The sequence below is a fragment of the Bacillus rhizoplanae genome, from assembly GCF_917563915.1.
GTDB classification, from domain to species: domain Bacteria; phylum Bacillota; class Bacilli; order Bacillales; family Bacillaceae_G; genus Bacillus_A; species Bacillus_A rhizoplanae.
The window spans coordinates 1-23982 of sequence record NZ_CAKJTI010000043.1 but is presented as its reverse complement, the minus strand read 5'-3'; the positions used below and the strand labels follow the sequence as shown (position 1 = coordinate 23982).

22 protein-coding genes and 1 pseudogene are annotated in these 23982 nt (G+C 34.3%); 21 read left to right on the top strand and 2 right to left on the bottom strand.

Translation table 11 applies throughout. From position 1 onward, the window contains the following. Positions 1-1215: 1215 nt before the first annotated feature. The 7 genes and pseudogenes from LRP84_RS20815 to LRP84_RS20785 all read left to right on the top strand — a co-directional run bounded on the left by LRP84_RS20815 (position 1216) and on the right by LRP84_RS20785 (position 7468). Positions 1216-2646 carry an alanine/glycine:cation symporter family protein gene (locus tag LRP84_RS20815; protein ID WP_230576839.1) on the top strand — a complete coding sequence of 477 codons (1431 nt, stop codon included), beginning with the start codon at positions 1216-1218 and terminating at the stop codon, positions 2644-2646. A 509-nt stretch (positions 2647-3155) separates the two neighbouring features. Continuing rightward, positions 3156-4136, top strand: a complete 981-nt coding sequence (locus LRP84_RS20810) for a glutaminase (RefSeq protein WP_230576838.1) — start codon at positions 3156-3158, stop codon at positions 4134-4136. A gap of 237 nt (positions 4137-4373) precedes the next feature. Next, positions 4374-5690: a sensor histidine kinase gene (locus LRP84_RS20805; protein ID WP_302850630.1), complete on the top strand. Its 1317-nt coding sequence runs from the start codon at positions 4374-4376 to the stop codon at positions 5688-5690. Positions 5691-5694: 4 nt separating this feature from the next. Continuing rightward, complete coding sequence (locus LRP84_RS20800) at positions 5695-6639, top strand: response regulator (protein WP_230576837.1); 945 nt, start codon at positions 5695-5697, stop codon at positions 6637-6639. A 34-nt stretch (positions 6640-6673) separates the two neighbouring features. Continuing rightward, positions 6674-6766: an amino acid permease C-terminal domain-containing protein gene (locus tag LRP84_RS22610; RefSeq protein ID WP_255258179.1), complete on the top strand. Its 93-nt coding sequence runs from the start codon at positions 6674-6676 to the stop codon at positions 6764-6766. Between the two features lie 74 nt (positions 6767-6840). After that, positions 6841-7004, top strand: a pseudogene (locus LRP84_RS20790) (Ger(x)C family spore germination protein); the annotation flags it as partial. Positions 7005-7093: 89 nt separating this feature from the next. Continuing rightward, positions 7094-7468, top strand: coding sequence for a nucleotide excision repair endonuclease (locus tag LRP84_RS20785; protein ID WP_230576836.1), 375 nt, complete (start codon positions 7094-7096; stop codon positions 7466-7468). 253 nt (positions 7469-7721) lie between these two features. Here LRP84_RS20785 and LRP84_RS20780 read toward each other — a convergent pair whose 3' ends face one another. After that, positions 7722-9059, bottom strand: coding sequence for a hypothetical protein (locus LRP84_RS20780; RefSeq protein ID WP_230576835.1), 1338 nt, complete (start codon positions 9057-9059; stop codon positions 7722-7724). Between the two features lie 519 nt (positions 9060-9578). Here LRP84_RS20780 and cas10 point away from each other — a divergent pair. From cas10 to LRP84_RS20745, 7 genes are all read left to right on the top strand, one after another. Then, entirely contained in the window at positions 9579-11861 is a 2283-nt protein-coding gene (cas10, locus tag LRP84_RS20775; RefSeq protein ID WP_230576834.1) for a type III-A CRISPR-associated protein Cas10/Csm1, read from the top strand. Positions 11862-11866: 5 nt separating this feature from the next. Then, on the top strand, positions 11867-12271 hold the full coding sequence (gene csm2, locus LRP84_RS20770; RefSeq protein WP_230576833.1) for a type III-A CRISPR-associated protein Csm2: 405 nt from the start codon (positions 11867-11869) through the stop codon (positions 12269-12271). 18 nt (positions 12272-12289) lie between these two features. Beyond that, positions 12290-12997: a type III-A CRISPR-associated RAMP protein Csm3 gene (gene csm3 / locus LRP84_RS20765; protein WP_230576832.1), complete on the top strand. Its 708-nt coding sequence runs from the start codon at positions 12290-12292 to the stop codon at positions 12995-12997. Positions 12998-13018: 21 nt separating this feature from the next. Then, a complete protein-coding gene (gene csm4 / locus LRP84_RS20760; protein WP_230576831.1) occupies positions 13019-13945 on the top strand; it encodes a type III-A CRISPR-associated RAMP protein Csm4 in 927 nt (308 codons plus the stop codon). A 69-nt stretch (positions 13946-14014) separates the two neighbouring features. After that, positions 14015-15001 (top strand): CRISPR system precrRNA processing endoribonuclease RAMP protein Cas6, encoded by a 987-nt coding sequence (gene cas6, locus LRP84_RS20755; RefSeq protein WP_230576830.1) that lies wholly within the window; start codon positions 14015-14017, stop codon positions 14999-15001. 118 nt (positions 15002-15119) lie between these two features. Then, positions 15120-16613, top strand: a complete 1494-nt coding sequence (locus tag LRP84_RS20750; protein WP_230576829.1) for a hypothetical protein — start codon at positions 15120-15122, stop codon at positions 16611-16613. 704 nt (positions 16614-17317) lie between these two features. Then, on the top strand, positions 17318-17851 hold the full coding sequence (locus LRP84_RS20745; RefSeq protein ID WP_230576828.1) for a DUF6886 family protein: 534 nt from the start codon (positions 17318-17320) through the stop codon (positions 17849-17851). A gap of 177 nt (positions 17852-18028) precedes the next feature. On the opposite strand, the gene LRP84_RS20740 is transcribed toward LRP84_RS20745, so the two are convergent. After that, positions 18029-18439: a VOC family protein gene (locus LRP84_RS20740; protein WP_230576827.1), complete on the bottom strand. Its 411-nt coding sequence runs from the start codon at positions 18437-18439 to the stop codon at positions 18029-18031. Between the two features lie 242 nt (positions 18440-18681). Here LRP84_RS20740 and LRP84_RS20735 point away from each other — a divergent pair, with 242 nt between their 5' ends. From LRP84_RS20735 to LRP84_RS20705, 7 genes are all read left to right on the top strand, one after another. Beyond that, complete coding sequence (locus LRP84_RS20735) at positions 18682-19461, top strand: undecaprenyl-diphosphate phosphatase (RefSeq protein WP_230576826.1); 780 nt, start codon at positions 18682-18684, stop codon at positions 19459-19461. A 12-nt stretch (positions 19462-19473) separates the two neighbouring features. Next, positions 19474-19638 carry a hypothetical protein gene (locus LRP84_RS20730; RefSeq protein WP_230576825.1) on the top strand — a complete coding sequence of 55 codons (165 nt, stop codon included), beginning with the start codon at positions 19474-19476 and terminating at the stop codon, positions 19636-19638. A 131-nt stretch (positions 19639-19769) separates the two neighbouring features. Continuing rightward, positions 19770-21092: an FAD-dependent oxidoreductase gene (locus LRP84_RS20725; protein WP_230576841.1), complete on the top strand. Its 1323-nt coding sequence runs from the start codon at positions 19770-19772 to the stop codon at positions 21090-21092. Positions 21093-21168: 76 nt separating this feature from the next. After that, positions 21169-21684, top strand: coding sequence for a GNAT family N-acetyltransferase (locus LRP84_RS20720; RefSeq protein ID WP_230576824.1), 516 nt, complete (start codon positions 21169-21171; stop codon positions 21682-21684). Between the two features lie 22 nt (positions 21685-21706). Further along, positions 21707-22228, top strand: a complete 522-nt coding sequence (locus LRP84_RS20715) for a YfiT family bacillithiol transferase (protein WP_230576840.1) — start codon at positions 21707-21709, stop codon at positions 22226-22228. 49 nt (positions 22229-22277) lie between these two features. Then, complete coding sequence (locus tag LRP84_RS20710; protein ID WP_230576823.1) at positions 22278-22952, top strand: O-methyltransferase; 675 nt, start codon at positions 22278-22280, stop codon at positions 22950-22952. 209 nt (positions 22953-23161) lie between these two features. Then, a partial coding sequence (locus LRP84_RS20705; protein ID WP_230576822.1) for a hypothetical protein occupies positions 23162-23982 on the top strand: 821 nt, incomplete at its 3' end.

Genomic DNA, 23982 nt, shown 5'->3' with positions numbered 1-23982 from the left:
AAACGGTAGAAAATCTCATCGGTACGAAAAGAAAACAGTCTTTGATATCTTAGGTGTTATGTATGATTGTACGTTGTCACAAAGTTTCAAAGTTGCATAATATTTTTCAAAACACCTATTTGATAGGTTTATTTGTTATGCCCACCTTTAGTACAGCCGTAGAAATTTTTAAAAATAACTCTCACATATATCCTCTTAGCACCCTTAACTTGATGGCGATGGGGTAGCACCAACAAAACGCGAATTTCGTACGCTAAGTAATTTCGTCATGAAGAAAGCCGATGATTCCTACACTAAGGAATCATCGGCTTATTATATTTTTTTGCTATATAGTTGTTTAAAATGATACAAACATGCTGAATCCTTTGTGGGATATGTCAGAAAAACGCGGGTCTTCAACGTTAAACTAATTTCAGTTTAAAATAGTCAATTCCCTTAGTTAGTATTCGCCTCTTCTAGTAACTTCCTCAAATAAGGCACCCTTTAGCTAAACAAGATTTATTTTTCCATACCAATCACATACTCTTTTCAGAATAATAGTTTCAGTATGTTAAAGGTTTAGAGATTGATTGCAATTTTTTTGAAGTTTTTGCACCAAAATCACTTTTCTGATATTTAAAAAATCTTTTTGTAAAACCATGTATTTTTTTGTGAGATTCTGTAGTGTTGATTATAAATTAATGAAGGTTCTGGTGCAAAAATTTGAAGACAAGTGAAGGGAGTAGAACTACTGATATCATGTATTGATTTAGAAGGGAATACCAGAGCAGTTAAGTGCTTTTCTAAGAAGCTTTAATTTATAAACTAAAGAGGCATTATTCTAGAACAAATATGAAAGCGCTTAAAATTATTTGTATTTTCGTAAAATTCGTTCAACTTCTTATGCAAATAATAAAAAGAGAAAAAAATGATTTATATAATTCCAATTTAAAAATCCGGCATACGGAACAAGCATGATAGTGCAGCCACATTTCTGGATAAAAACTATTTTTTGCAGGAGGAGCTAGAGCATTCACATGTAGAAGCGTCAGGCCCTTTAAGATGTCAGTTGTACGGTTACATGTTACGGATATTCGTATAAACGAGCAAATACCATTTTCATAGAAAATTTTTACCTGTGTTACATGTGTATATGAGACGAGGTTTTTTGTGTCGGAAAATTAAGATTATTTTATATGGATTAGAGGCTACTAAATTTTGATATGAGGTGATGATATGGAACAATTTTTGTCGGATCTATTGGGATCAACAAATGATTTTCTGTGGTCTAAATTGTTAATTATTATGCTTGTTGCTTGCGGAATTTATTTCACATTTAAATCGAAATTTGTACAGTTTCGAATGTTAAAGGAAATGATCCGTGTGTTAATGGAAGGGAAAGCTGGTTTTAAAGACGAAGTTTCCCCATTTCAAGCGTTCTGTATTGGTATGGCCGCTCGCGTTGGAACGGGAAATATCACAGGAATTGCGATTGCGATTGCATTAGGCGGTCCTGGAGCGGTATTCTGGATGTGGATTATTTCTATTATTAGCTCAGCATCCAGCTTTGTTGAAAGTACGTTAGCACAAATATATAAAGTAAAAGATAAAAATGGTTTCCGCGGCGGTCCATCTTATTATATGGAAAAAGGATTGAACAAACGTTGGATGGGAGTATTATTCTCCATTTTAATTACGATTACTTTCGGTCTTGTATTCAATTCTGTCCAATCAAATACCGTTACACTTGCTTTTGAGAACTCATTCGGTACAGATCGTTTAACGGTAGGGATTATCATGGCAATTGCTTTCGCTGCGATTATCTTTGGCGGTGTGCAGCGTATTGCAAAAATGGCTGAATACAAGGTAATGTTTCTAGCGGTGTTATACATTGGTGTTGCATTATTTGTTATAATTACGAACATAACAAAAATGCCGGAAGTTCTTTCGCTTATTGTTCAAAACGCATTTGGCTTTAAACAAATAGCAGGCGGTTCAATCGGCGCAGCGCTTATGAATGGAGTTAAACGTGGTTTATTCTCAAATGAAGCTGGTATGGGAAGTGCGCCAAACGTTGCCGCAACGGCAACAACAAGCCATCCAGTGAAACAAGGACTTATTCAAGCATTTGGCGTATTAACGGATACACTGATTATCTGTACAAGCACAGCATTTATTATTTTACTTTCTGATGCATACAAACAACCAGAGCTAAATGGTATTGCACTTACACAAGCAGCATTAAGTGAACACATTGGTTCTTGGGCATCAGGCTTTCTTGCTATCTTTGTTTTCCTATTTGGATTCGGTGCGTTAATTGGTAACTATTATTACGGAGAAACAAATATTCGATTCTTAAACAATAGTAAAGTATGGTTGATGGTATATCGAATAAGCGTGTTAGCCATGATTGTATTCGGTTCTGTTGCAAAGATCCAATTTGTATGGGATTTAGCGGATTTATTTATGGGCTTTATGGTTATTATAAATTTAATTGCTATTACATTACTATCAAAAATAGCCTTTGCTGCGTTACATGATTACATGAAACAGAAAAAAGCTGGTAAAGATCCTATTTTTTATAAAGACAGCATTAAAGGAATTGAAAACATTGAATGTTGGGAGCATTATCAGGATGCTTCAACTTCAGAAAAGAAAAGTATGTAATAAGAAAGATATTCGGACTGTAATATGTCTGAATATCTTTCTTGGTTCTAGTGCAAATAAAATTGATTACAATAAAAAACAGTGTCGTAACTCAAGAGTTTTGGAACAAATTCTTTATCAACTAACAGATGCAGAATAGTAAAAGGTGTTAATATATTGCAACTATATTAAGATCTTGAAAAGAGGGACCTGAAAAACAGCGAAAGTACTGGTCGATTCCTTTAAAAACGATTTCTCAAACATCACAGGTCTATCAAGTGAAGATATGTTTAGCTGCTTATATTGATAGAATAAGAAAAAACAGCTGTCTTTGATTTGGCCGCATTTAATTACCCTTGAGAGCAATATAGCCTATAATTGGTTAGGTTATATAAACTTGAATGTGCTATTACCTATCAATCTATAAAGAAAGGTGATCGTCTTGACAGTGTTTTTTGCACTTTTTGTCTATTCTTTATAAAGAAAAATTTATACTGTATTAAATTAATAGGACGGGGGAATATGGTTAAATGATAAAGGAGTATAGCGTTCAAGTTGAGAGTCAAAAGAAAGCTTGCTTAGATCAATGGATAGCACATTATCGATCCTATGCTGCTAAAGGACAAAACGTCAGTTATATTCCTGCTTTAGGAAAGATAAATTTATCGCAATTAGGTATTTGTATAGTAGAGCCAGATGGAACAATGATAAAGTCAGGGGATTGGGACGTACCTTTCACCTTACAAAGCATATCAAAAGTAATCGGCTTTATAGCGGCTTGTTTAAGCCGAGGTATTACTTATGTGTTAGAGCGGGTTGATGTAGAACCAACTGGAGATGCTTTCAACTCGATAATTCGTTTAGAGATGCATAAACCTGGAAAGCCGTTTAACCCTATGATTAATGCCGGAGCGATTTCGGTAGCTTCGCTTCTGCCAGGTACGTCGGCACAAGGAAAATTAGAAACTCTTTACACATTAGTCGAAAAAATGATAGGGAAGCGTCCCGTCATTAATGAAAAAGTGTTTCAATCTGAATGGCAAACAGCCCATCGAAATAGAGCTTTAGCACATTATTTAAAGGAGAATGGTTTTTTAGAATCGGATGTGGAGGAAGCACTAGAGGTTTACTTGAAACAATGTTCTATAGAAATAAATACAGAGGATATAGCTTTAATAGGACTCATACTTGCACATGATGGATATCATCCTATTCGTAAAGAACAAGTCCTACCTAAAGAGGTAGCTAGATTAACAAAAGCCTTAATGCTCACTTGTGGAATGTACAATGCATCTGGTAAATTTGCTGCTTTCATCGGATTGCCAGCTAAAAGTGGGGTGTCCGGAGGGATTATGACACTCGTCCCTTCAAGGCTAAAGAGCGAACTACCGTTTTCAGATGGATGTGGTATTGGTATTTATGGACCAGCAATTGATGAATATGGGAATAGTTTACCAGGAGTTATGTTATTGAAACGTATTGCAAAAGAATGGGATTTAAGTATTTTCTAAAAAACATCAAGGATGTTTTGGTGTCAGAACGAACACAAAAATGTTCAGACCGTATAATGTGTCTGAACATTTTTGCGTTACATAGTACCTTCCCATTTTAAAGTTGAATAATATCTATAATATTCGCAATCTTCGATTCTTTCGTTTATATCTGATACATAGTTTTTATAAAAAATAGAGTAAGTGTTGTATTAATGTCAACGGATTTGTATACTGATTGGTAGTCAAAATTGGGAAGTGATAATCTTGAATCTCAGTAATTTAGTAAAAAAAGACATTTATATTCTGGTTCTGATGATATTTACAGTACCTTTAGCAGGTGAAATAAAGTTTTTCCCCTTTAATGAGACGTTTCGAATGAGCTTTGGTGCACCAACATTTTTCTTTTTTTTGTTATTATTTCGGCGAATGCCAGCATTTTTACCGGGTTTTTTAACAGGAATGGTAGTTGTAGAATTTCGTATCCTGATAGACCTCATCACACAGGAAAATATGGATTGGATATCTTCTTTTCATATCCAATATCCTAGTTTTTTCTTTTATTTTACTTATTCTTGTCTCTTTTATTTAGCAAAAATCAAACGATTTCATCACCAACCATTGATGATTGGGTTTATTGGCTTCATCATCGAAATATTATCGGACTGTGTGGAATTAATGATTCAATATTTCGTATTAAAAACAACTATTACACCAGAGGCACTATATGAGATAATCGTTGTCGCATTTTCCCACAGTTTTATAGTTATAAGCTTTTTCAATATGATGAAACTGTATGAAGCACAGTCGAGGGAGAGGCAAATTAAAAAACAAAATGAACACATGCTCATGCTCATTTCCAATTTATATGAAGATGCTGTTCATTTAAAAAAAACGTTGCAAGATGCTGAAAATATAACGAAAAAATCTTATGATTTATATAAAAGTTTAGACTCTTTAGAGAATGGTCAGATGAGCTTTCAGGTTGAGAATTTACGGCAGCATGCATTGAAAATCGCTGGTGAAGTCCATGAAATTAAAAAGGATAACCAACGTATTTTTGCTGGACTTTCAAAGCTGATTTCTGATGAAAGTTTTACTGATTATATGTCCATATATGAATTGGTAAACATCATCGTACGAGCAAACGAGAAATACGCCAGTTTACTAGAGAAAGACATCCAATTTGTGTACAAGATTGATGGTGTGCATCCTCAATATCATATTTACACAATTTTATCAATTATAAACAATGTCGTTGCAAACGCTGTAGAAGCTATCCAAGATATGGGAACCATCACAGTTGACATTAATAAAGAGCATGATTTCGTTGAATTTCGAATAGGAGATAACGGTCCTGGTATTTCCTCAAAGTATAAAGAGTCAATTTTCGAACCTGGGTTTACTTCTAAATATGATGATGCTGGTAACGCATCGACAGGTATCGGACTATCGTATGTAAAAGAAATGGTCGAACAACTTGAAGGTGATGTTACGTTTGAGGACAGATCCGAAGGGAAAGGATCGATTTTTATAATTAGATTAGGGATTGATCACATAATTGGGAAAGAGTGATTCTATGAATTTTTATATAGTAGATGATGAGAAAGCGGTTCGCTTAATGTTGTCTCAAATTATCGAGGATGAAGATCTTGGGGAGGTTGTAGGAGAAGCTGAGAATGGCTCATTGGTAGATCAACAAATGCTAATCTTGAAAAATGTAGACATTTTATTTATCGATTTGTTAATGCCGATTCAAGATGGAATAAAAACGATTCGTCAAATAAAACCGTCATTCAAAGGGAAAATCATCATGGTTTCTCAAGTAGAATCAAAAGAATTGATTGCTGAAGCGTATTCGCTTGGTGTTGAATACTTTATTATCAAACCGATTAACCGAATTGAAGTATTAGCAGTCGTTCAGAAAGTCATCGAACGAATCCAATTGGAAAAATCGATAAAAAACATTCAAGAATCACTCAATACGGTGCTTAAATTGGATATCTATCAAAGTCCGCAGGAAAAATACCGTAATGAAAAACATATAAGTACTTCCAGCCATTTTCGAAATTCCATTCATTTTCTTCTATCCGAATTAGGGATAGCTACTGAAAGCGGAAGTAAAGATTTAATGGACATGTTGGATTATTTATATAAATATGAACAAGATAAAACGTTTGAACAAGGGTTTCCCTCTCTAAGAGAGATTTTTATGAATTTAGCTCAAAAAAAACTTGGAGAATCAATCGAAGAGGCCGAATTAAAAAGATCCATTGAAGCCTCCAAACAACGGATCCGGAGGGCAATTTACCAATCATTAAACCACTTAGCATCCCTTGGACTTACTGATTTTTTAAACCCGAAGTTCGAAAATTATGCTTCTAGGTTTTTTGATTTTACAATCGTAAGGAGAAAGATGACAGAATTGAATAATGAGCCAACATCACCTACTCGTATCGATATGAAAAGATTTATTCAAGTTCTTTATTTTGAAGCGAAGCAGATACATTTTGAATTGCAATGACGAACTCTTACTTATTTTTAATCTCAAATGATGGATTCGCTTTATAATCTGGATGCTTATTGGACTAGTTATTTATATGTTATATGGAAAAAATAAAAGTAATTTAGCTAAAAATATAACTAAATAGTTAGTTAAAGTAAAAAAGATGCTAGATAGCATCTTTTTTACTTTAAAAGGTATCATTACATACTTATATTATTTTTAATAACAGCTACGTATCAAATTGTTAGCTCGCAAGCGCAAAGTAGAGGAGGTAAGCAAAACAAAAACGTTATATGAATGTTTCTGAGACCGGAGATTCTATTCATCAAATAATTCGTGAGTTTTCATTGAAAAGAGAGAGTCCTTTGTTCAGCCCACATATATTATATATACATGGGATAACATAATAATGGCTTTTCTTACATAATTGTGATATTATTTTCCTTTATAACAAAAGAGGACGTGACTAATAGTGATCAAAATTGAGATACCAGCACCAGATGTTACGATTACAGAGCGTAAGCAAGTAATAAAAGGTGATGAACCAAGAATAACTCCGATTAGCGGGTTTATTGATTTTCATTTAATTCCGAGAGATAAAGGCGGCATTTTTATGTTTTATAATATTAATGACGAGCTCTTGTTTGTTGGAAAGGCACGTAAATTAAGACAAAGAATAAAAAAACATTTTGAAGACAATGTTTCACCAATTAAAGCCTACAGAGATGAAGTATATCGAATTGATGCGTGTATCGTAGAAGATCCAATGGAAAGAGAAATTTACGAAACATATATTATTAATGAACTTCAAGCGAAATATAATGTAGATAAAGTATTTTTTAAATAAAAAGTTCTGTGAAAAATGACCTCGGTATTGCGCCGAGGTCATTTTAGTTGGAGCCTCTTAGTAGTACTTATATTTTATATGCCTTTTTACGACTTAGGTCTTGATAATAAAACAAAGATTAATAAAAATGTTCAGTATAGAGAAAAGATGTTGCTGAGTAAGTTAATCTAAGGTGAAGACTTGAATAAAAAGCATTTCAAAGTATAAAAAACATGCTACCAGAACTTGGCGGCATGTTTTTGTATATTCGTTTTTATAAATCTATATTATTACGGTTAAAGTATTTCTTTAATTTTTTACTCCCTTTTTTATATTTTTGCCTGTTGGAGAAGAATTCACTTATAGAGTAACGAAAAGAAAACGCTATTCCTCTAAAACGATCCCAAGTTACTCCGATAATAATAGCAACAGGTAAGAAAATGGCTAGTATAGTGCTCAAATATGGAATATCTGGGAACCAAGTATTGAATATAGAGTTTTTTATAAAAAGCCCTGGCCAAGAAAGGAGTGTTAATGTGCCGAGACCTATTGTCAGCCACCAAGAACGATCTTGCTGAGCAAAGTTTGTAAGCTGATCTAATTGCTCTGTTACATCATCATATAATTTTTGTATTTGGAGCTGCTTTTGCCAATAGTCTCGTAAAGTCTGCGGATATGGTCGCATACTAATATGAGAAAACCAAGCTTTGTTTGTAAATTCTAAAAATAACATACGTAGGTATAATATTTGCTTTCGATGGTAAATTAAGTTTCTAACATCTGACAACCGAAGTGCCAAGTTATTTAGGAAGTCCATCTGGTATAAAGCAAGCAAGGCAATGTCCCTATAGATGGTGTGATGATATTCCCCATAGAATTCTTGATTAAATAAAATATTCTCATCTACAACCACCATACCTCCGGATAAGGAAAAAGTTTGAAGCCGAGATTGGAACCGCTGAAGTACATCTGAATGCTCCGATTCTATGAACGAATCAGAAGGGTCTAACTCAAAAAAATCTTTTAATGCAGGGAGGTATGTATTCAATTGAACATTAACAAGAGAGCTATCAGTTGTTTTCAGTAGGCTGTAACCAAAAACCTTACCGACATGCGAAGATACATTGAAATGTAATTCATTCAATATGAGATTTATATAGTCGAAAAGTGTACATATAGTTTTTTTCATTCGGATATATACATTACTTTGACTGCTGCGAATAGTTGTAATCCAACTATTGAATTTCGTAATATCATGGATGTTGCCTTTCGTATGTAGTCTTAAGAGAAGATATGCTTGTTGAGGAAATAGGACAATTTCTGCTTTTTCAACCATTATCTCTAGCAGCTGGGTATCATGTTCATTTTTAGAATACCCTGCAAAGTTCAATTCTGCATCCTGATCAATTTGTTTATGAAACCATTTTGTATCCTTGTACAAAAAGGAAGAGATTGCAGGAGAGAAATACGTTTGATATTTCGCATATAGATCTACCTCATCCCATTCAGTCGAGGATTTGAGTGTTTTTAAATACTTTCTATCATGGGATTCTATAGGAATAAACAACTCGGTCTGAACGTCTAATAAATTTGAAAGAGATTCATTCTCCATACCATGGCTCCTTTCGTATATAATAATTTCATTATAATCTGAATGAAAAGGAAAAATCATCCTGTTTATTAATTCATATACAAAACCTGAGACTTTGTACCTTACAAATTCAGTTTAAGGAGTGAAGAACCCTTCTATTCTTGCAGTGAGAGTAAGTGGAAAAAGATTCTTGCTTTTTGTTTTAAGTGAAAAATCAATAGCGTGTCAAGTAACTGTGTTGAAATCCTTAGGAATGACTACCCTTTCCAAGGATTTTTATTTTTTTAGGTAGCAATGCCTATTGCTGGATTTAGTCTGAAAGTTTGCGCAACTACGATTGTATATTATTTTCTAAAATAAGTCACTTATGAAAATGTTGAGTTGCCTTAGCGTTTCCTAGTTCGTTTAAAATATACAAGCATAGATATTTACTTAGTTTAAATACTTCATATTTTCATATGGAAAATCTTGATTGAGGTATTAAAACTCTATATCATATATATTAACAAAACATGAAAAAAATAGAAATGGAGGGATTATATGCACAATGATCGACCCTTACGATGCGTTGAGAATGCTTTGATACTAGCTTTATACGAACGAATTTTTCAGTATAAAGCTAGTAAAGGGGAGAAAATAAAGCAAGAGCTCCAAAAGACAGAGTGGGGTAAAAATTTTCCTGATGTTTGGGAAGACAAAAAAACGTTTGAACATGTATGGAAAGCGCTGGGGGAACGAGTAGATAAAGAAATGGAGCCCTTAGTTTCCGTGTTTAGCCAGCTCAGAATTATGAATAGCAATACTGCCGCCCAACTTTCTTATTATGAACCAAAACCTTGGCAAGAAGCCGTTTGTTATCCATCTTACAGCAAACCCACTACTAGTGACTTAGCAGATCATTGGGAAGAAATCGCGAATTCTTGGTTGAGGTGGATTAGGAAAGCTCCAAATGAGTTAGAATCCAGGATTGCTCATTTTTTAGATTGGGGAGACAAGTGGCTAGCTGCAGTACCAGTATCTAGAGACCTAAATTCTGTTTCTCTAGCAATGCACTTTCGTCTAATGGCTGCACTTATAGTTGCATGTGGTGAAGGTACATCATTCCGGTTAGTAATCGGTGATGTATCAGGTATTCAAAAATATTTAATGGATATTGCTCATATAGGTGCGGGTAAGGTTGCGAAACGCTTACGTGCACGAAGTTTTCTTCTAGGGCTATTGGCAGACTCGGCAGCTCATGAATTACTACTCGAAGCAACAATGCCAATGTTTAATCTACTTCTTTCAGCAGGCGGAATTTTCTACGCCATCCTCCCAGAAGCATATTCAATTAAGGAGTGGCAACATCAAATAAATCGCTACTATTATGAACGTTACCATGGGTTCATATGTTTGAACACAGCTTCTAAATCTGTTCAGTTACAAGATGTAAATGAATCATTCCCACATATATTAAATGGACTTTATCAAGAAATTCAGAAAGTGAAAGGAACACCATTTGTTAACATCCTGACTTCTGAAGAAGGAAAATGGAGTGAAAATGTTTTTATACATCATTCTTATGAACAATCAGAGCCTTGTGCAAGTTGTCGTAAGTTTCCGCGCATTGAACATGAAAAGAATACAGAAGGATTTTGCCAGGCTTGCTTCCTAGATGAGGAGATAGGTCGTATTCTGCCAAAGGCTAAGTATCTGCTGTTTAAGAGAAACGAAGGTATGATTTCTTTAGGAAAAAAAGTATCAGTGGATGTATTGGGCGAACTTCCAAAATCATTAGAGGAGGGGTACTTTCTTCAAGTATGGAATCAAGCAGAAGTATTAGATGTAAATTTACCATTTCAACGGAAATGGGTAGCTAATTATGTTCCTCTTCTAACTGAAAAAAGAAAGGAAACTCTAGAGAAACATGCAGACCCAAATGATAAATTAGAGGTGAGGGCTCCCTTGACATTCGGCCAAATTGCTACACTGGGACAGGGGAGAGACTTATTGGGGTACTTAAAAGCTGACGTCGATAATTTGGGAATGTTGTTTTCTGTAGGCTTGATTCCGGAAGACGAGCAATGCAAATCTCAGAGAACATATACATTCTCTCACATAGTAACGCTAAGTAAGCTCTTAGAAAGGTTTTTCTCTGGTGGTATGAATAAATGGCTTTGGGAGAAGTATCATTTGACATATACGGTGTTCTCTGGTGGAGATGATCTCTTCCTAATTGGTCCATGGAGTGAGATATTATTTGTGGCTGAAGAAGTTAGGAAAAATTTTAGTCAGTACGTTTTAAACCCACAAGTAAGTTTATCTGCTGGTATTGATATTGTTAGAGCAAAGTTTCCTATAACGCATGCTTCACACCAAGTAGAAGACTTGTTAAAGGCAGCAAAGGATGAACCCAATCGTATGCGAATCAGGAAAGGTGTAGATGATGGGCGAAACCAGGTTAGCCTCATTGGTACCACAATGGAATGGAGTAGCTTTAAAGATATTCGTGACGAGGCTATTAGAATAGCAAATTGGTGGAACGAGAAGAAATTATCTTCTTCTTTCCTATATCAACTTGTTAACTTTAGCCATATGTATCAGATGTATAAGCAAAAAGGTGAGAACGAATATTTAAAATTTGTTCCTATGCTTCACTACTCAATCCGCCGTAACTTAATTGATTCTTTAGATGTTGTTACGAATCAATGGAGTATGGATAATGAAGAATCTATCCATTGGGCGAAGTCTCTTCAGAACATTTATGATGAAAAAGTGGACTGGACTTGGGAATACATGAGGACTATTGTCCGATTAAGTAGCTTCTATAGGGAAGGAGCATAATCGAAATGAGCGTAAACAATACGTTTAGTTGGCAAACTTATCTTCAAGACGGGTACTTTGATGAAAACGGAAAGCCTAGAAAAGAATTATATATGGATTGGGCAGAAACTATTGCGAAGGAACTTGCCCAGAAGGGAATGACACGTGCCTCAATCCGGCGATTCTATGGTTTAATAAAAGGCTTAGAACCGTTCTTTAAGGATGCGCGTACATTTGAAGAGGAGAGACATCGACTTTATCCTGTTGTTCCGCTAGCTAATTATGTTGTAAATAAAGAAGATCAAAAACTTCCAGTTCAGTTTAAAGTTTTTATGGAAAGAAATACGGAAGAAGCCCTTAAAAGTTATAAACACTTTTTAGCCTTTATTGGTCATTTTCAGAGTGTAATAGCTTATTTTAAAGGAAACTGATTGGGAGGGGAATAAAAGATGAAAGTAGTAAAGATTATCGAGATCACAGGTATAATAAAATGTGAGACGGGTCTTAGAATTGGCGGTTCAAAGGACTCAATAGAAATCGGTGGGTTAGATAATCCAATTATAAGACAGCCGTTAACAGATCTGCCCTATATACCAGGTTCTTCTGTAAAAGGAAAGCTTCGATCACTTCTAGAAGGCGTATATGGTAGGAAGCCTAAGAATTCTCATCCTCGAGCTGCAGGTGAACCTTGTGGCTGTGCACATGAGACATGCCTAGTATGTCGAGTTTTTGGACCACACAAAAATTCTCATCACAAACTTGGGCCAACACGTTTGCTAGTGCGTGATTTTAAGCTAACAAATGAATCTAGAGAGAGCCTGCAGCATGCTAATGCTTCAAAGGGTATGTTTTATACAGAAATTAAAACAGAAAATATTATTGTTCGCACTACGGGTACTGCTGATAAGCCGAGAACATTTGAACGTGTACCTGAAGGGGCGGAATTTGACTTAAAGATGGTGTTGAAGATTTATGACAAAGATAACCAAGAGCAAGTAATTAACTTTATTAAGCAGGGTCTAAAGCTGTTGGAATCAGATTATCTTGGTGGTTCTGGTAGCCGTGGCTATGGACAGGTGTCATTTAAGAACTTGGAGTTCATTCCTCATGACGTAAATGAGAAGATTGATTTTATAAAGGAAGTAGAAAGTAAATAAAAGCTATCGGAGTGAATTCATATGAAGCTATATGAGATATGTTTAGAATTAGAAAGTCCATTCATGACTCCATGGCAAAGCGATATTTTGTTTGGGCATTTAGCTTGGGCTTATAGAGATTTATTTGGGGAGAAAGCCCTATTAGACTGGCTAGCTAAGTTTCAGTTTGTCCCTTTATTTGTTCTATCTGATGGTTTTATCCAAGGGGGTTTCCCACGGCCGCTTTTTCCTCCACCTGAGAGACAGGAGCAGTCCAAGAAGGAAAAAATTGAGAACATTAAAAGTGGTAAAAGACTGAAAAATCTAAAATTAATTCACGAAAGAGATTTCTATGCTTTTTTACAGGGAAACCCGATTTCTTTCTCAAACGAAGTAGAGGGAACTTATAAATCTGTAATTCAAGTTCATAATACTATAAGCCGAGATAGCGGAAGAAGTTTAGACACGGATGGGTTATTTGAAGAAGAAAGCACCTTATTAAAGGGTACGAATCGTATCTCAATATTTGTAAGAGTCCAAAATGAGAATAATTTAGAGTTATTACAGCAACTTATGATGTATATTTCACTAACAGGATATGGAAGAAAAAAGAACCTTGGCTATGGTCAGTTTAAAGTGATAGATATCTTTGAAAGATTCGACTTGGATACAATGTCCCATGGAGCTAATGCTGTTGTATGGTTGAGTTATGGTGTTCCGAGTAAAGAAGATCCAATCTCTGGATGGTATAGACTTGAAACAAAGTATGGAAAACTCGGTGGACGTATTTCAGAGTCAGAGAACTTGTTTAAAAAACCTTTAACCCGTATTATACCTGGTTCAATATTTGTAACAACTGAACCAAAGCCATACTATGGAAGAATGCTAAATAATATTTCTTCCAATAAAGATGTTGTTCAATATGCTTACGCATTAGCGCTGCCTGTTAAACTACCAGACTATCTTTAAAAAAGGAGATATCTCTTTTTATATGAGGAATATCTCTTTCATTATTTTTAGCAACAAAGGAGCTTTATTATGGCTAACATAGAAATTTCTTCTTTAGTAAAGATCAGACTGCAAGCAATAAAGTTAAGGATTACAATACAGGCTTTAGATAGCGGGGCAATGCCGAAAAATTCCTCATCCCTCTTTCGTGGAATGTGGGGAAGAGAGATTAGGAAGCGAACATGTATATATCCAAACCTGCCGTGTGAGAAATGTTCCTACATGCGAAATTGTGCGTATGGCTCAATATTCGAGCCAATAAGCGAAGTTTTTGCACCAGAACTTGCTTTTCAGACACGTTATCTCTCGCCGCCGCTAGTTGTTGAAGCACCTGTGTTTCATGAAGAATTTTGGAGCAAAGGACAAGAGAAGCAACTAGAAATTATCTTGTTTGGTGAAAACAGTTCTTACGCTCGATATTTTGTTGATACATTAGATCTTATTGGAAAGCAATATGGTATAGGCTCAAAGCGAATCAAATTCTTTATTAGTAAAGTAGAGCACGTCTCTAAAGCAGGTTTTGTTACTCGGGTTACCTCAAATCAGTTAAAAGATGATCAGCTACCTGTGGAATGGTGGGAATGGAAAGAGCCTACACATGAAATCAGCCAAGTTCTGATACAAATTCAAACCCCTACACGTCTACTGAAATCTGGGAACGTAATACGTAATATCGATCCAAAAGTATTTCTGCAAACATGTATACGGCGTGCGCAATACCTTTGTAAGTTATATGGCGAGATAAAACATCCACTACTCAAGGAAGATCTTAATAATATTATTAACTCCATACATTGTAGCTATGCAGAGGGAAAATGGGAAGACTGGCATAGGTACTCAGCAAAACAACAAAAGAGCATGAATCTTGGAGGCGTAGTAGGTATGTTTCAATTACAAGGTGACCTAAAAAAATTAGTTCCATATTTACAATGTGGATCTTTTAGTCATATAGGAAAACAAACGGTATTTGGACTAGGAAAGTATAAGATGTGGGTTCCTGCTGGTACATTAGTATAACTAAGAGTGTGTAAGATGGGATTGCAGAAAGCTCTATGAGTTTTCAAAAATTCCAAATAAACATTCGTACTAACTGACGGGGGTGGATTTGAAGAATAGCTGCAATGGAGGGAAAACCATGAAAAATGTAGTTATATTCAATTTAGGAAATCGGGATTTATATTTTAAAGAACCTATCGAAATACTTGGAGAAACATTTACAGATATTATTGCAAATAAATTAAGATTTCGGGAAATAAGTCAATACATTTCTGAAAACTATCAGGATTATAAAAATAAGATAATGTTCCCAATAGTTGAAAAGACACTTGAACGCATTAATAAGCGTAACAAAGAAAAGATTCATGAAATTATTCTCTTCACGTCAGATCAAGAGATGCCCCATTTTACAGATACTGTTCATCTGGCAAAAGTCCTTCAAGCTTATCTAATGGATTTAAAACAAAATCCGCAATTCAAGCATTTATTGGATGGGTTAAAAAAACCTATAATTCGATTCACTAAACAAAATCCTGCAGATTTGGATGTAATGAATGACTTTTATGAAGCGGAGATAGGACGCGTCGTGAGCAACTTGAGTTCAACCAATCAAGTATACGTATCCATTACAAGCGGGACTCCTGCTATGAGTACAATGTTGTTATTAAATAGCATGAAGCATTTAAAAAATAAGGTGGAAATTCTTTATCTGCCCAAAAATTCAAATGTGCCTATTCAATTGCAAATTGGTAAAATTCTTATGAAGCAGAACTACATAGATACAATAAGGGAAAATATAGAGAACTACGACTATTATGCAGCATTGAAAATGATTCAGAACCACTCTGAGGAATTTGAAGTAAAGCATTCTATTAAAAACATTGAACAATTACTTCAATATGCTCATTCAAGAGCATCTTTTGACTTTGAAAAGGCAGAAGAAAGTATTCAGCAAGTATGGGATAACGGCCCTCAGTATAGACGTGTGGTTGAAGAACTGTATAATCAAATATACGACTTGAATGATTTGAATGATTCTAACATAAACCGTATGATGTCTGAACTATATTGGAACATGTGGATGTTATATCAACGAGGACAATTTATAGATGTTGTAGGGCGTGTGTTCCGCTTTCACGAAGAATCATTGCAACAAATATTAAAAGATAGGCTAGGGATTCCTTTAAAAGAAAAAGGTAAATACGTAAATGAATCGTGGCTTATGGGACAGAAGAATTTACTGAACTACTTAGAGAACTATAAGGGCGGACGTGTGGAATTAAATCGCCCGCTTACTCGGTTTTCAATGGAAGCAATTATAGCCTTTTATATCAAACAAGGTAACAGCGAACTACAAATATTTCTCAATACATCTAAAGCCTTAGATAAACTTGCAGAGCTTCGTAATAAGCTTATTTTTGCCCATGGGTGGAAAGGATGTTCTGAGCAAGATATATATAATCACGTCAATAAAGAATTGCCAATCAATGATATTTCAGAATTAGAGGATACATTCTTTAGGATGCTGCGAACACAGCTTTTCGTTCTTTTTAACAATAATGAGCTGGGCGTGAGGAATATATATCAAGAAATCAATAAGGTGCTATTTCAGTTTATTGACGATATAAGATAGACTAGATAGAAATTTATTATAGCCCTACAGTCTATTTTTACAAATGTAACAAAAAATCTATATAGGAAAAAGGTGTCTGAAAGGCACCTTTTTTCAAAAATTGTATAACAATACAGTTGTCGAATAATAATATTAGCTCTTGAAGATATTGGTAGAAGAAGGTAAAATAAAGGTGCAGTAGAAATGAAATTACCTTATTTTGAGGATTAAAACATCGCTTCCCAACCTGAGTGAAAGTCATCCAAATAAACGTAGAAATACTAAAACCTCGTTTAAAGGATTAACACGTTCCATTGTCCACCATGTCAATCAAGTCAGCGATGGTAGAAATAAAAAAACCTCGATCAGAGGATTAACACAATTGTTCTTTTGGTGTATAACTTTCTTCCTGATGGTAGAAATGAAAACCCTCGTTTAGAGGATTACAACACCATCTTCTGCACCTCAGTGTGAATGTTTGTCTTTGCAGTTAAGCCGTTTGTTAATTAAAGTAGAAATACTAAAACCTCGTTCAGAGGATTGAAAAATCCCTCTTCTGTAAAAGAAGAGGGATTTTTTCTATATATCAATAATTTGTCGTACCTTTGCCACTTATTAGTGTATTCATTATAGGCAAGCTGCATGGAAATGTGGTTTGTCGGGCTATATTGTATTCAAATTAAGAAAATAGGGAGCAAAGTAATGTATTTTAAGGAGGAAAGCGTGTGCGGATATTCCATGTAAGTGAAGAAAATCATATCCAAGTGTTTCAGCCCCGAATACCTACTCGAACGGAATTAGATCCAACGAAAGGGCTTGTATGGGCAATAGATGATAAATGCTTACCTAACTTTTTAACACCCAGAAATTGTCCACGTGCTTGCTATCATATTGGACCAAATACATCTGAAATCGACAAGCAAACATATATATCATCAAAATCATGTTCACATGTAATAGTGATTGAAAACAAATGGTTTGAAACGATGAAAAATACTAAATTATACTTGTATGAATTTGATACAAAGCAATTCACACTTCAAGACGAGAATGCTGGCTATTATATAAGTGAAACAACACAAATTCCAATTGCTAAATTGGAAGTAGCTAATTTATTTCAAGAACTGTTTAAACGTAATGTTGAATTACGTTTAGTAAATAATTTGTGGGATATTTATGATGAAATTCAAAAAACAACATTTAATTGGTCAATGTGTAGAATGGGGTTTGCGCAGCCAAGGTTGATGAATAATTTGTAATTTCTCATAGATTCAAAGGGTATACCTATGAGTTTTGATTAATCTTTTTTATAAAAATTAAATTCAGATTTCTAATAAGGGAATCCATTTTGATTAATCTTTTTTCAAAATGGATTCTTTTGTTTTGGCTTAATATGAGCGTTTTAGAAGTAGTTTTGAATGAACGTTATTTTACAACTACATTTTTGCAAGATTCAATTGCCAAGAGACACCATACTTATCTTGGACCCAACCAAATTTTGCACTCCAAGGAGAATCAGTTAACGGCATTAATACCGCGCCATCCTGAGATAACTTATCAAAAACTCGATCAATTTCTTCTTCTGTATCACAAGAGACAAACAATGACATAGCGGGAGTAAATTGATGTACATCTTTATTACTATTATCAATACACATAAATTGTTGTCCTTTTAATGAAAATGTAGCATGTAACACAGTCCCTTCCACGCCAGCTTCGTTCGCTCCATAACGAGAAATACTTATGATTTCTGATTGATCAAATATAGAAGTATAATGTTTCATTGCCTCCTCGGCTGTTCCAGGGAACATTAAGAAGGTAGTAATTTTTTGATTTGAGTTTTCCATTTCCTATTCACTCCTTTTATTAAATATAAAGATAAAAATTTTCATTCTTTTAAAACGAACATACATTCTTGTTTATACATTGATATTATCTTTAAGGGTTCTTCATTGTCAATTGTTATCACTTTATTTTCTAAATCACATTATTGTCATTTGGTATAAGAATCTATTAAAAACGAGTAACTTTACATAACTAAAAAAATACAAACATATACTGGTACAAGCAAACTTGAAAGGAGACAATCATGAATTGGTTAGAAGCCTTTATTTTAGGGATTATTCAAGGTTTAACAGAGTTTTTACCAATTAGCAGTACCGGTCATTTGTATTTAGGGAGACACCTTTTTGGTTTAGATGAGGCAGGGCTCTTTTTAGATACGATGCTTCATATAGGGACGTTATTAGCAGTTTTTATTTACTATAAAAAAGAATTTCTCTATTTAATAAAAAATCCATTCTCAAAATTAATGTACTTATTGATTATTGGAACAATTCCTGCGGTTGTAATTGGTTTACTATTTAAAGATTTCTTTGAAGAGATTTCAAAAACAGGTATAACGATTGGATGGGAATTTTTAGTTACAGGTTTATTCTTATATATGGCAGAGAAACAAAAAAGTGGACGTAAGAAGATGGACGATATTACATATAAAGACGCATTTATTATCGGTTCATTTCAAGCATTTGCTATTTTTCCAGCGATATCTCGATCAGGAATGACCATCGTCGCAGCACTTTGGAGAAAGTTAGATCGTGAAACAGCAGCTTATTTCTCATTTTTATTATCAACACCTGCAATTGTTGGAGCAATTATCTTACAGTTAGTTGATGTTTTTCAAGGAAAAGCAGAAGCAATCTCTAACACGTCACTTATTGTTGGTACACTATCTGCAGCATTCTTTGGGTATATTGCCGTCTCATGGATGATTCAGTATTTAAAACATCATTCTTTAAAAACATTTGCGTATTATGTATGGGCTCTTGGACTTCTCATTCTTACCTTACAATTTACTGGCGTATTTTAAGGGAGGAGGAACATGAAAAAATATGAGAAAATGGTAAGATTATTTTATGGAGGATTCTTTATGTTAGGTTTAGCAGGTGGAATGTTATTAGAAAAGCCTAACATCGGAATTTTTATTGGGATTGCTTGTGGATTATTTGTGCATGCGATTCTTGTTATGAAAAGTAAAGATGAATGAAATATCGCCAGAAATTAAAATCCTGTATTAATATGATGATACAGGATTTTGATTTCTGTTATGTTCAATTGAGAGATTTTAAAATAGCAAAATTGATAGAGAAATATGGAACGAGGTAGATAGGAGGTAACATATTGGATACTGCAATTGTAATTGGAGGAAGCATTGCGGGAAAACTTGCTGCAAAGGCTTTATCTCATTCTTTTCAGCAAGTAATAATTTTAGAAATAGGTGAAGAATGGACGGAAAAGACTCCTAGAAAGAGAGTGCCGCAAAGTTATCATCCTCATGTTTTATTAAAAGGCGGAGAAGAAGCACTTGAGGAATTATTCCCTCAAATTATTTCGCAATTAATTGAGGATAAAAGTATTGTAAATAATTTTACACAAGATGTGAAGTGGCATCATTTTAGTTATTGGAAACCACAATTTACAGGAGATTTAACCATGGTTCAACAAAGTCGTCCTATGTTTGAGTGGCATTTAAAAAGACGAATTGATCAAGTATCTAATATTGTAACTAGATATAGAATGATGGTTGAACAAATTTTGATAGATGAAGAGCATAATCAAGTATATGGAGTACGAGTGAAAAACCTTGAAACAGGTGCAGAAGAAGAAATTCATGCAAATGTAGTTGTGGATGCAAGCGGGTTTGGGTCAAAAAGTGTAGAGTGGTTACAAACACACGGTATACAGGTTAAAGAGGAAAAAGTATGGATTCAACTATTTTATGCTACTAGGGTATTTCGTCTAAAAACAAAAAAACGGCTAGATTGGTGTAACCTTCTTGTTTCTCCTAGTTTTCCTGAAAACTCTTATGGTGCTCTTATTCAAACAATTGAAGACGATCGTTTTTATGTAACTTTTAGCGGTTACGCAAATGAGCGTGCTCCGCAAACTGATGAAGAATTTTTTGCTTATGCTCAGAAATTACCAGTCCCTGATGTGCGAAGTTTTCTTGAAATAGCAGAGCCTCTTTCAGATATAAGAATACATAAAATTCCTTATCAAGTGCGTCGTCGCTTTGACTTAGTACGGCATGTTCCGGAAGGTTTTTTAGTAATTGGAGATGCTCATTGCCGTTTTGATCCCGTTTTTGGACAAGGGATTTCGGTCGCTGCAATGGAAGCTTTAGAGTTGGAAAGGTGTCTTAGGGAAAATAAACATCTCGAAAAAGGTTTCACTTACAAATTTCATAAGAGAATTTCGAAGTTGATAGCAACGCCGTGGGAAATGACTACAACAGAAGCATTTCGCGTTTCGAACATTAAAGGGGACAGACCTCTTATGCAACCATTTAAACAGTGGTACACCAAAAAGGTATATCGTCTTTCTGCTTTTAATCCGGAAATTTATATTCGATTGGTTAATGTTATGAACTTAATTCGTAGTCCTTTGCATCTTTTTCACCCTAAAGTCCTGTTTGCTATATTTACGAGTCGAGGAAAGTAGCCTTTTTTCAGCAGGATTTCATGACTAAATAGCAAATTTATATAGTTGATTGATGTTGAAAAGGAATGGTTAACGAATGGAAGTCTACATAGAAAAATTAAAGGAACAAGATGCAGAAGAATTGTTTGCTTTTGAATGTAGTAACCGGTCTTTTTTCGAAAAGATGGTACCTAGTCGTGGTGAAGATTACTATACATATGAAACGTTTCAAAAGATTTTTTATGAATTATTAAAAGAACAATTTGAAGGTATTTCATATTTTCATCTCATAAGAAATCAGGCAGGAACAATTGTCGGGCGAATCAATTTAGTAGATATTGAGAAAGATAAAGAATTGGGGTATCTTGGCTATCGATTAGGAGAAAAATATGTTGGAAGAGGTGTTGCAACTAAAGCTGTAAAACTCCTCTTAGATGAAGCAGTAAACTATCATGTTACTGAAATTCATGCGAAAACAACAAATAATAATTTTGCTTCTCAAAAAGTATTAGAAAAGAACCATTTTTCACGTATCTCAATTAATGAAAACACAGCAGAGTTACACGGCCAAAAAATTAATTTTATCCATTATATTTGGAGATATTCTAATTAAAACAAAAAGGGAGAGCAATACAATTATGGACTTTCGTTATCCGATCGGTCATTTCACTTATGAAGAGAACATTACACAAGATACAATAGAGAATTGGATAGAACAAATTGAAAATCTTCCTATTGAATTAACACAAGCAGTAAAAGACTTAGATAAAAATCAACTTGATACACCGTATCGTCCTGGTGGATGGACAGTGCGCCAAGTCGTTCATCATATTGCAGATAGTCATATGAATAGTTATATACGGTTTAAATTGGCGCTGACGGAAAATAATCCAACGATTAAACCGTATATGGAAGAAAAATGGGCAGAGCTTCCTGATTCCCAGTTACCAATAGACGTATCTCTATCACTTTTAGAATCATTACATACGAAATGGGTTTCTTTACTGCGATCTATGAAACATAATGATTTTGAAAAAACGTTTAATCATCCTGAATCAGGATCTAATAAATTAGGTGTAACGATTGGGCTTTACGCATGGCATGGTCGTCATCATACTGCACATATTACTTCTCTTCGTGATCGATTAGGATGGTAACAGTTCTATTATAAAATTAAGCAGTTGAAATGCAAGGGGGACAGGTTATATGGGGATATCTAATAAATGGACCGAGGTAGATCGCTACATAACTGATTTGCTTGTTCCGTCTGATTCTGTACTTGATACGGTACTCCAAGTTAACGCAGATTCTGGCTTACCCGCGCACGATGTTTCCCCGAATCAAGGGAAATTCCTGCAATTACTTGCGCAAATTCAAGGAGCACGCACTATATTAGAAATTGGCACGCTAGGCGGTTATAGTACAATTTGGCTAGCTCGAGCGCTGCCTAATGATGGTCGTCTTCTTACATTAGAAGCAGATCCAAGGCATGCAGAAGTGGCTCGTGCTAACATTAATCGCGCCAATTTGAGTGATATAGTAGAAGTTCGTCTTGGACCAGCATTAAATACACTACAGCAACTTGTTAATGAAAAGCATGAACCGTTTGATCTTATTTTTATTGATGCTGATAAGCCAAATAATCCGTATTATTTGGCATGGGCATTGAAGATTTCACGTCCAGGTACTTTAATCATTGCAGATAATGTCGTACGTGATGGTGCAGTAATAGAAGATTCTGATGTTGATCAGAGTGTTCTAGGGATACGGGGATTCTACGAGTTGCTCGCTACTGAGCCACGTGTGAGCGCAACAGCAATTCAAACTGTCGGTTCCAAAGGATATGACGGTTTCGTACTTGCTGTGGTTACGTTTATTTGAAATAAAGTTGAATGAAAATAACTTAAACGAAGTCCAATTACCTTATTCAAAAATATTAAGAAAAGAGATTTTACCAGAAAAAATGGTTGAAGTGTAGCTTTATAAAATAGTTTAATCAAAAACTTTTAATCTAATAGACTTTTTTATTTTAAAAAAGGAGTCTTTCAATGTAAAATTATAATAACAAATTTTTACATAGGGTGAAGAAAATGTTAAACTATTTATTCGAATTGTTTGGTATTCAACAAACACAAGCTAATTTTGACAATTTTAAAATTGCTTTTTGGTCTGGTTTTATCTATACATTATTTTGTAGTATCTTAGTTGGTTTGTTTTTAATGTGGTTAGAGAGAAGAATATCAAAATGGATTTCGAAGAAAATGGAAATCCTAAAAGAAGAAGAAAACAAAATGTTAAAGAAAAAATGGGAAGATGAAGAGTTCGATTCTTTACATAAAGCATTTCAATCCTATAAAAAAGAGTTAAATACCTATTTTAGTTTACCAACTGTTATTATACCTGATAATCATGGACTTTTTTGGATACCGAGTAACTATGTAAAGATAATCAATGCATATCCTCCCTACATTACTTCAGAACAAAAACAGAATAATAGATATGTTAAATTTGTTAATTTATTTAAAAAATTTAATAATATAACTAAATTGTATGAAGAATTTAAAATAGTCTCTGATGATATTACTTTTGAAATTAATGAGAAGATATCTGAAAACATATATCAATTTGACCTTTCAAAAGATGAATTACGGCAACAAATAAAAGAATTCAATGATGATGCAAGCATAGGATTAAAAAAATTACAAAATGCTGGAGATGAAATATATAATATTAGAGCCAAAACCATTTTTACAATTATAAATGAATTTAATGAATATCCTTCATACGGAGTCTCTTCGGCTGTTTTAAAGTTTTATGAAGACTTACAGGGAGATGAAAATATAAATAGAAAAATAAGGAAATATAAAGATAAAAAAATGGAATTGACTACTTGTATAAATGATCTTAAGGA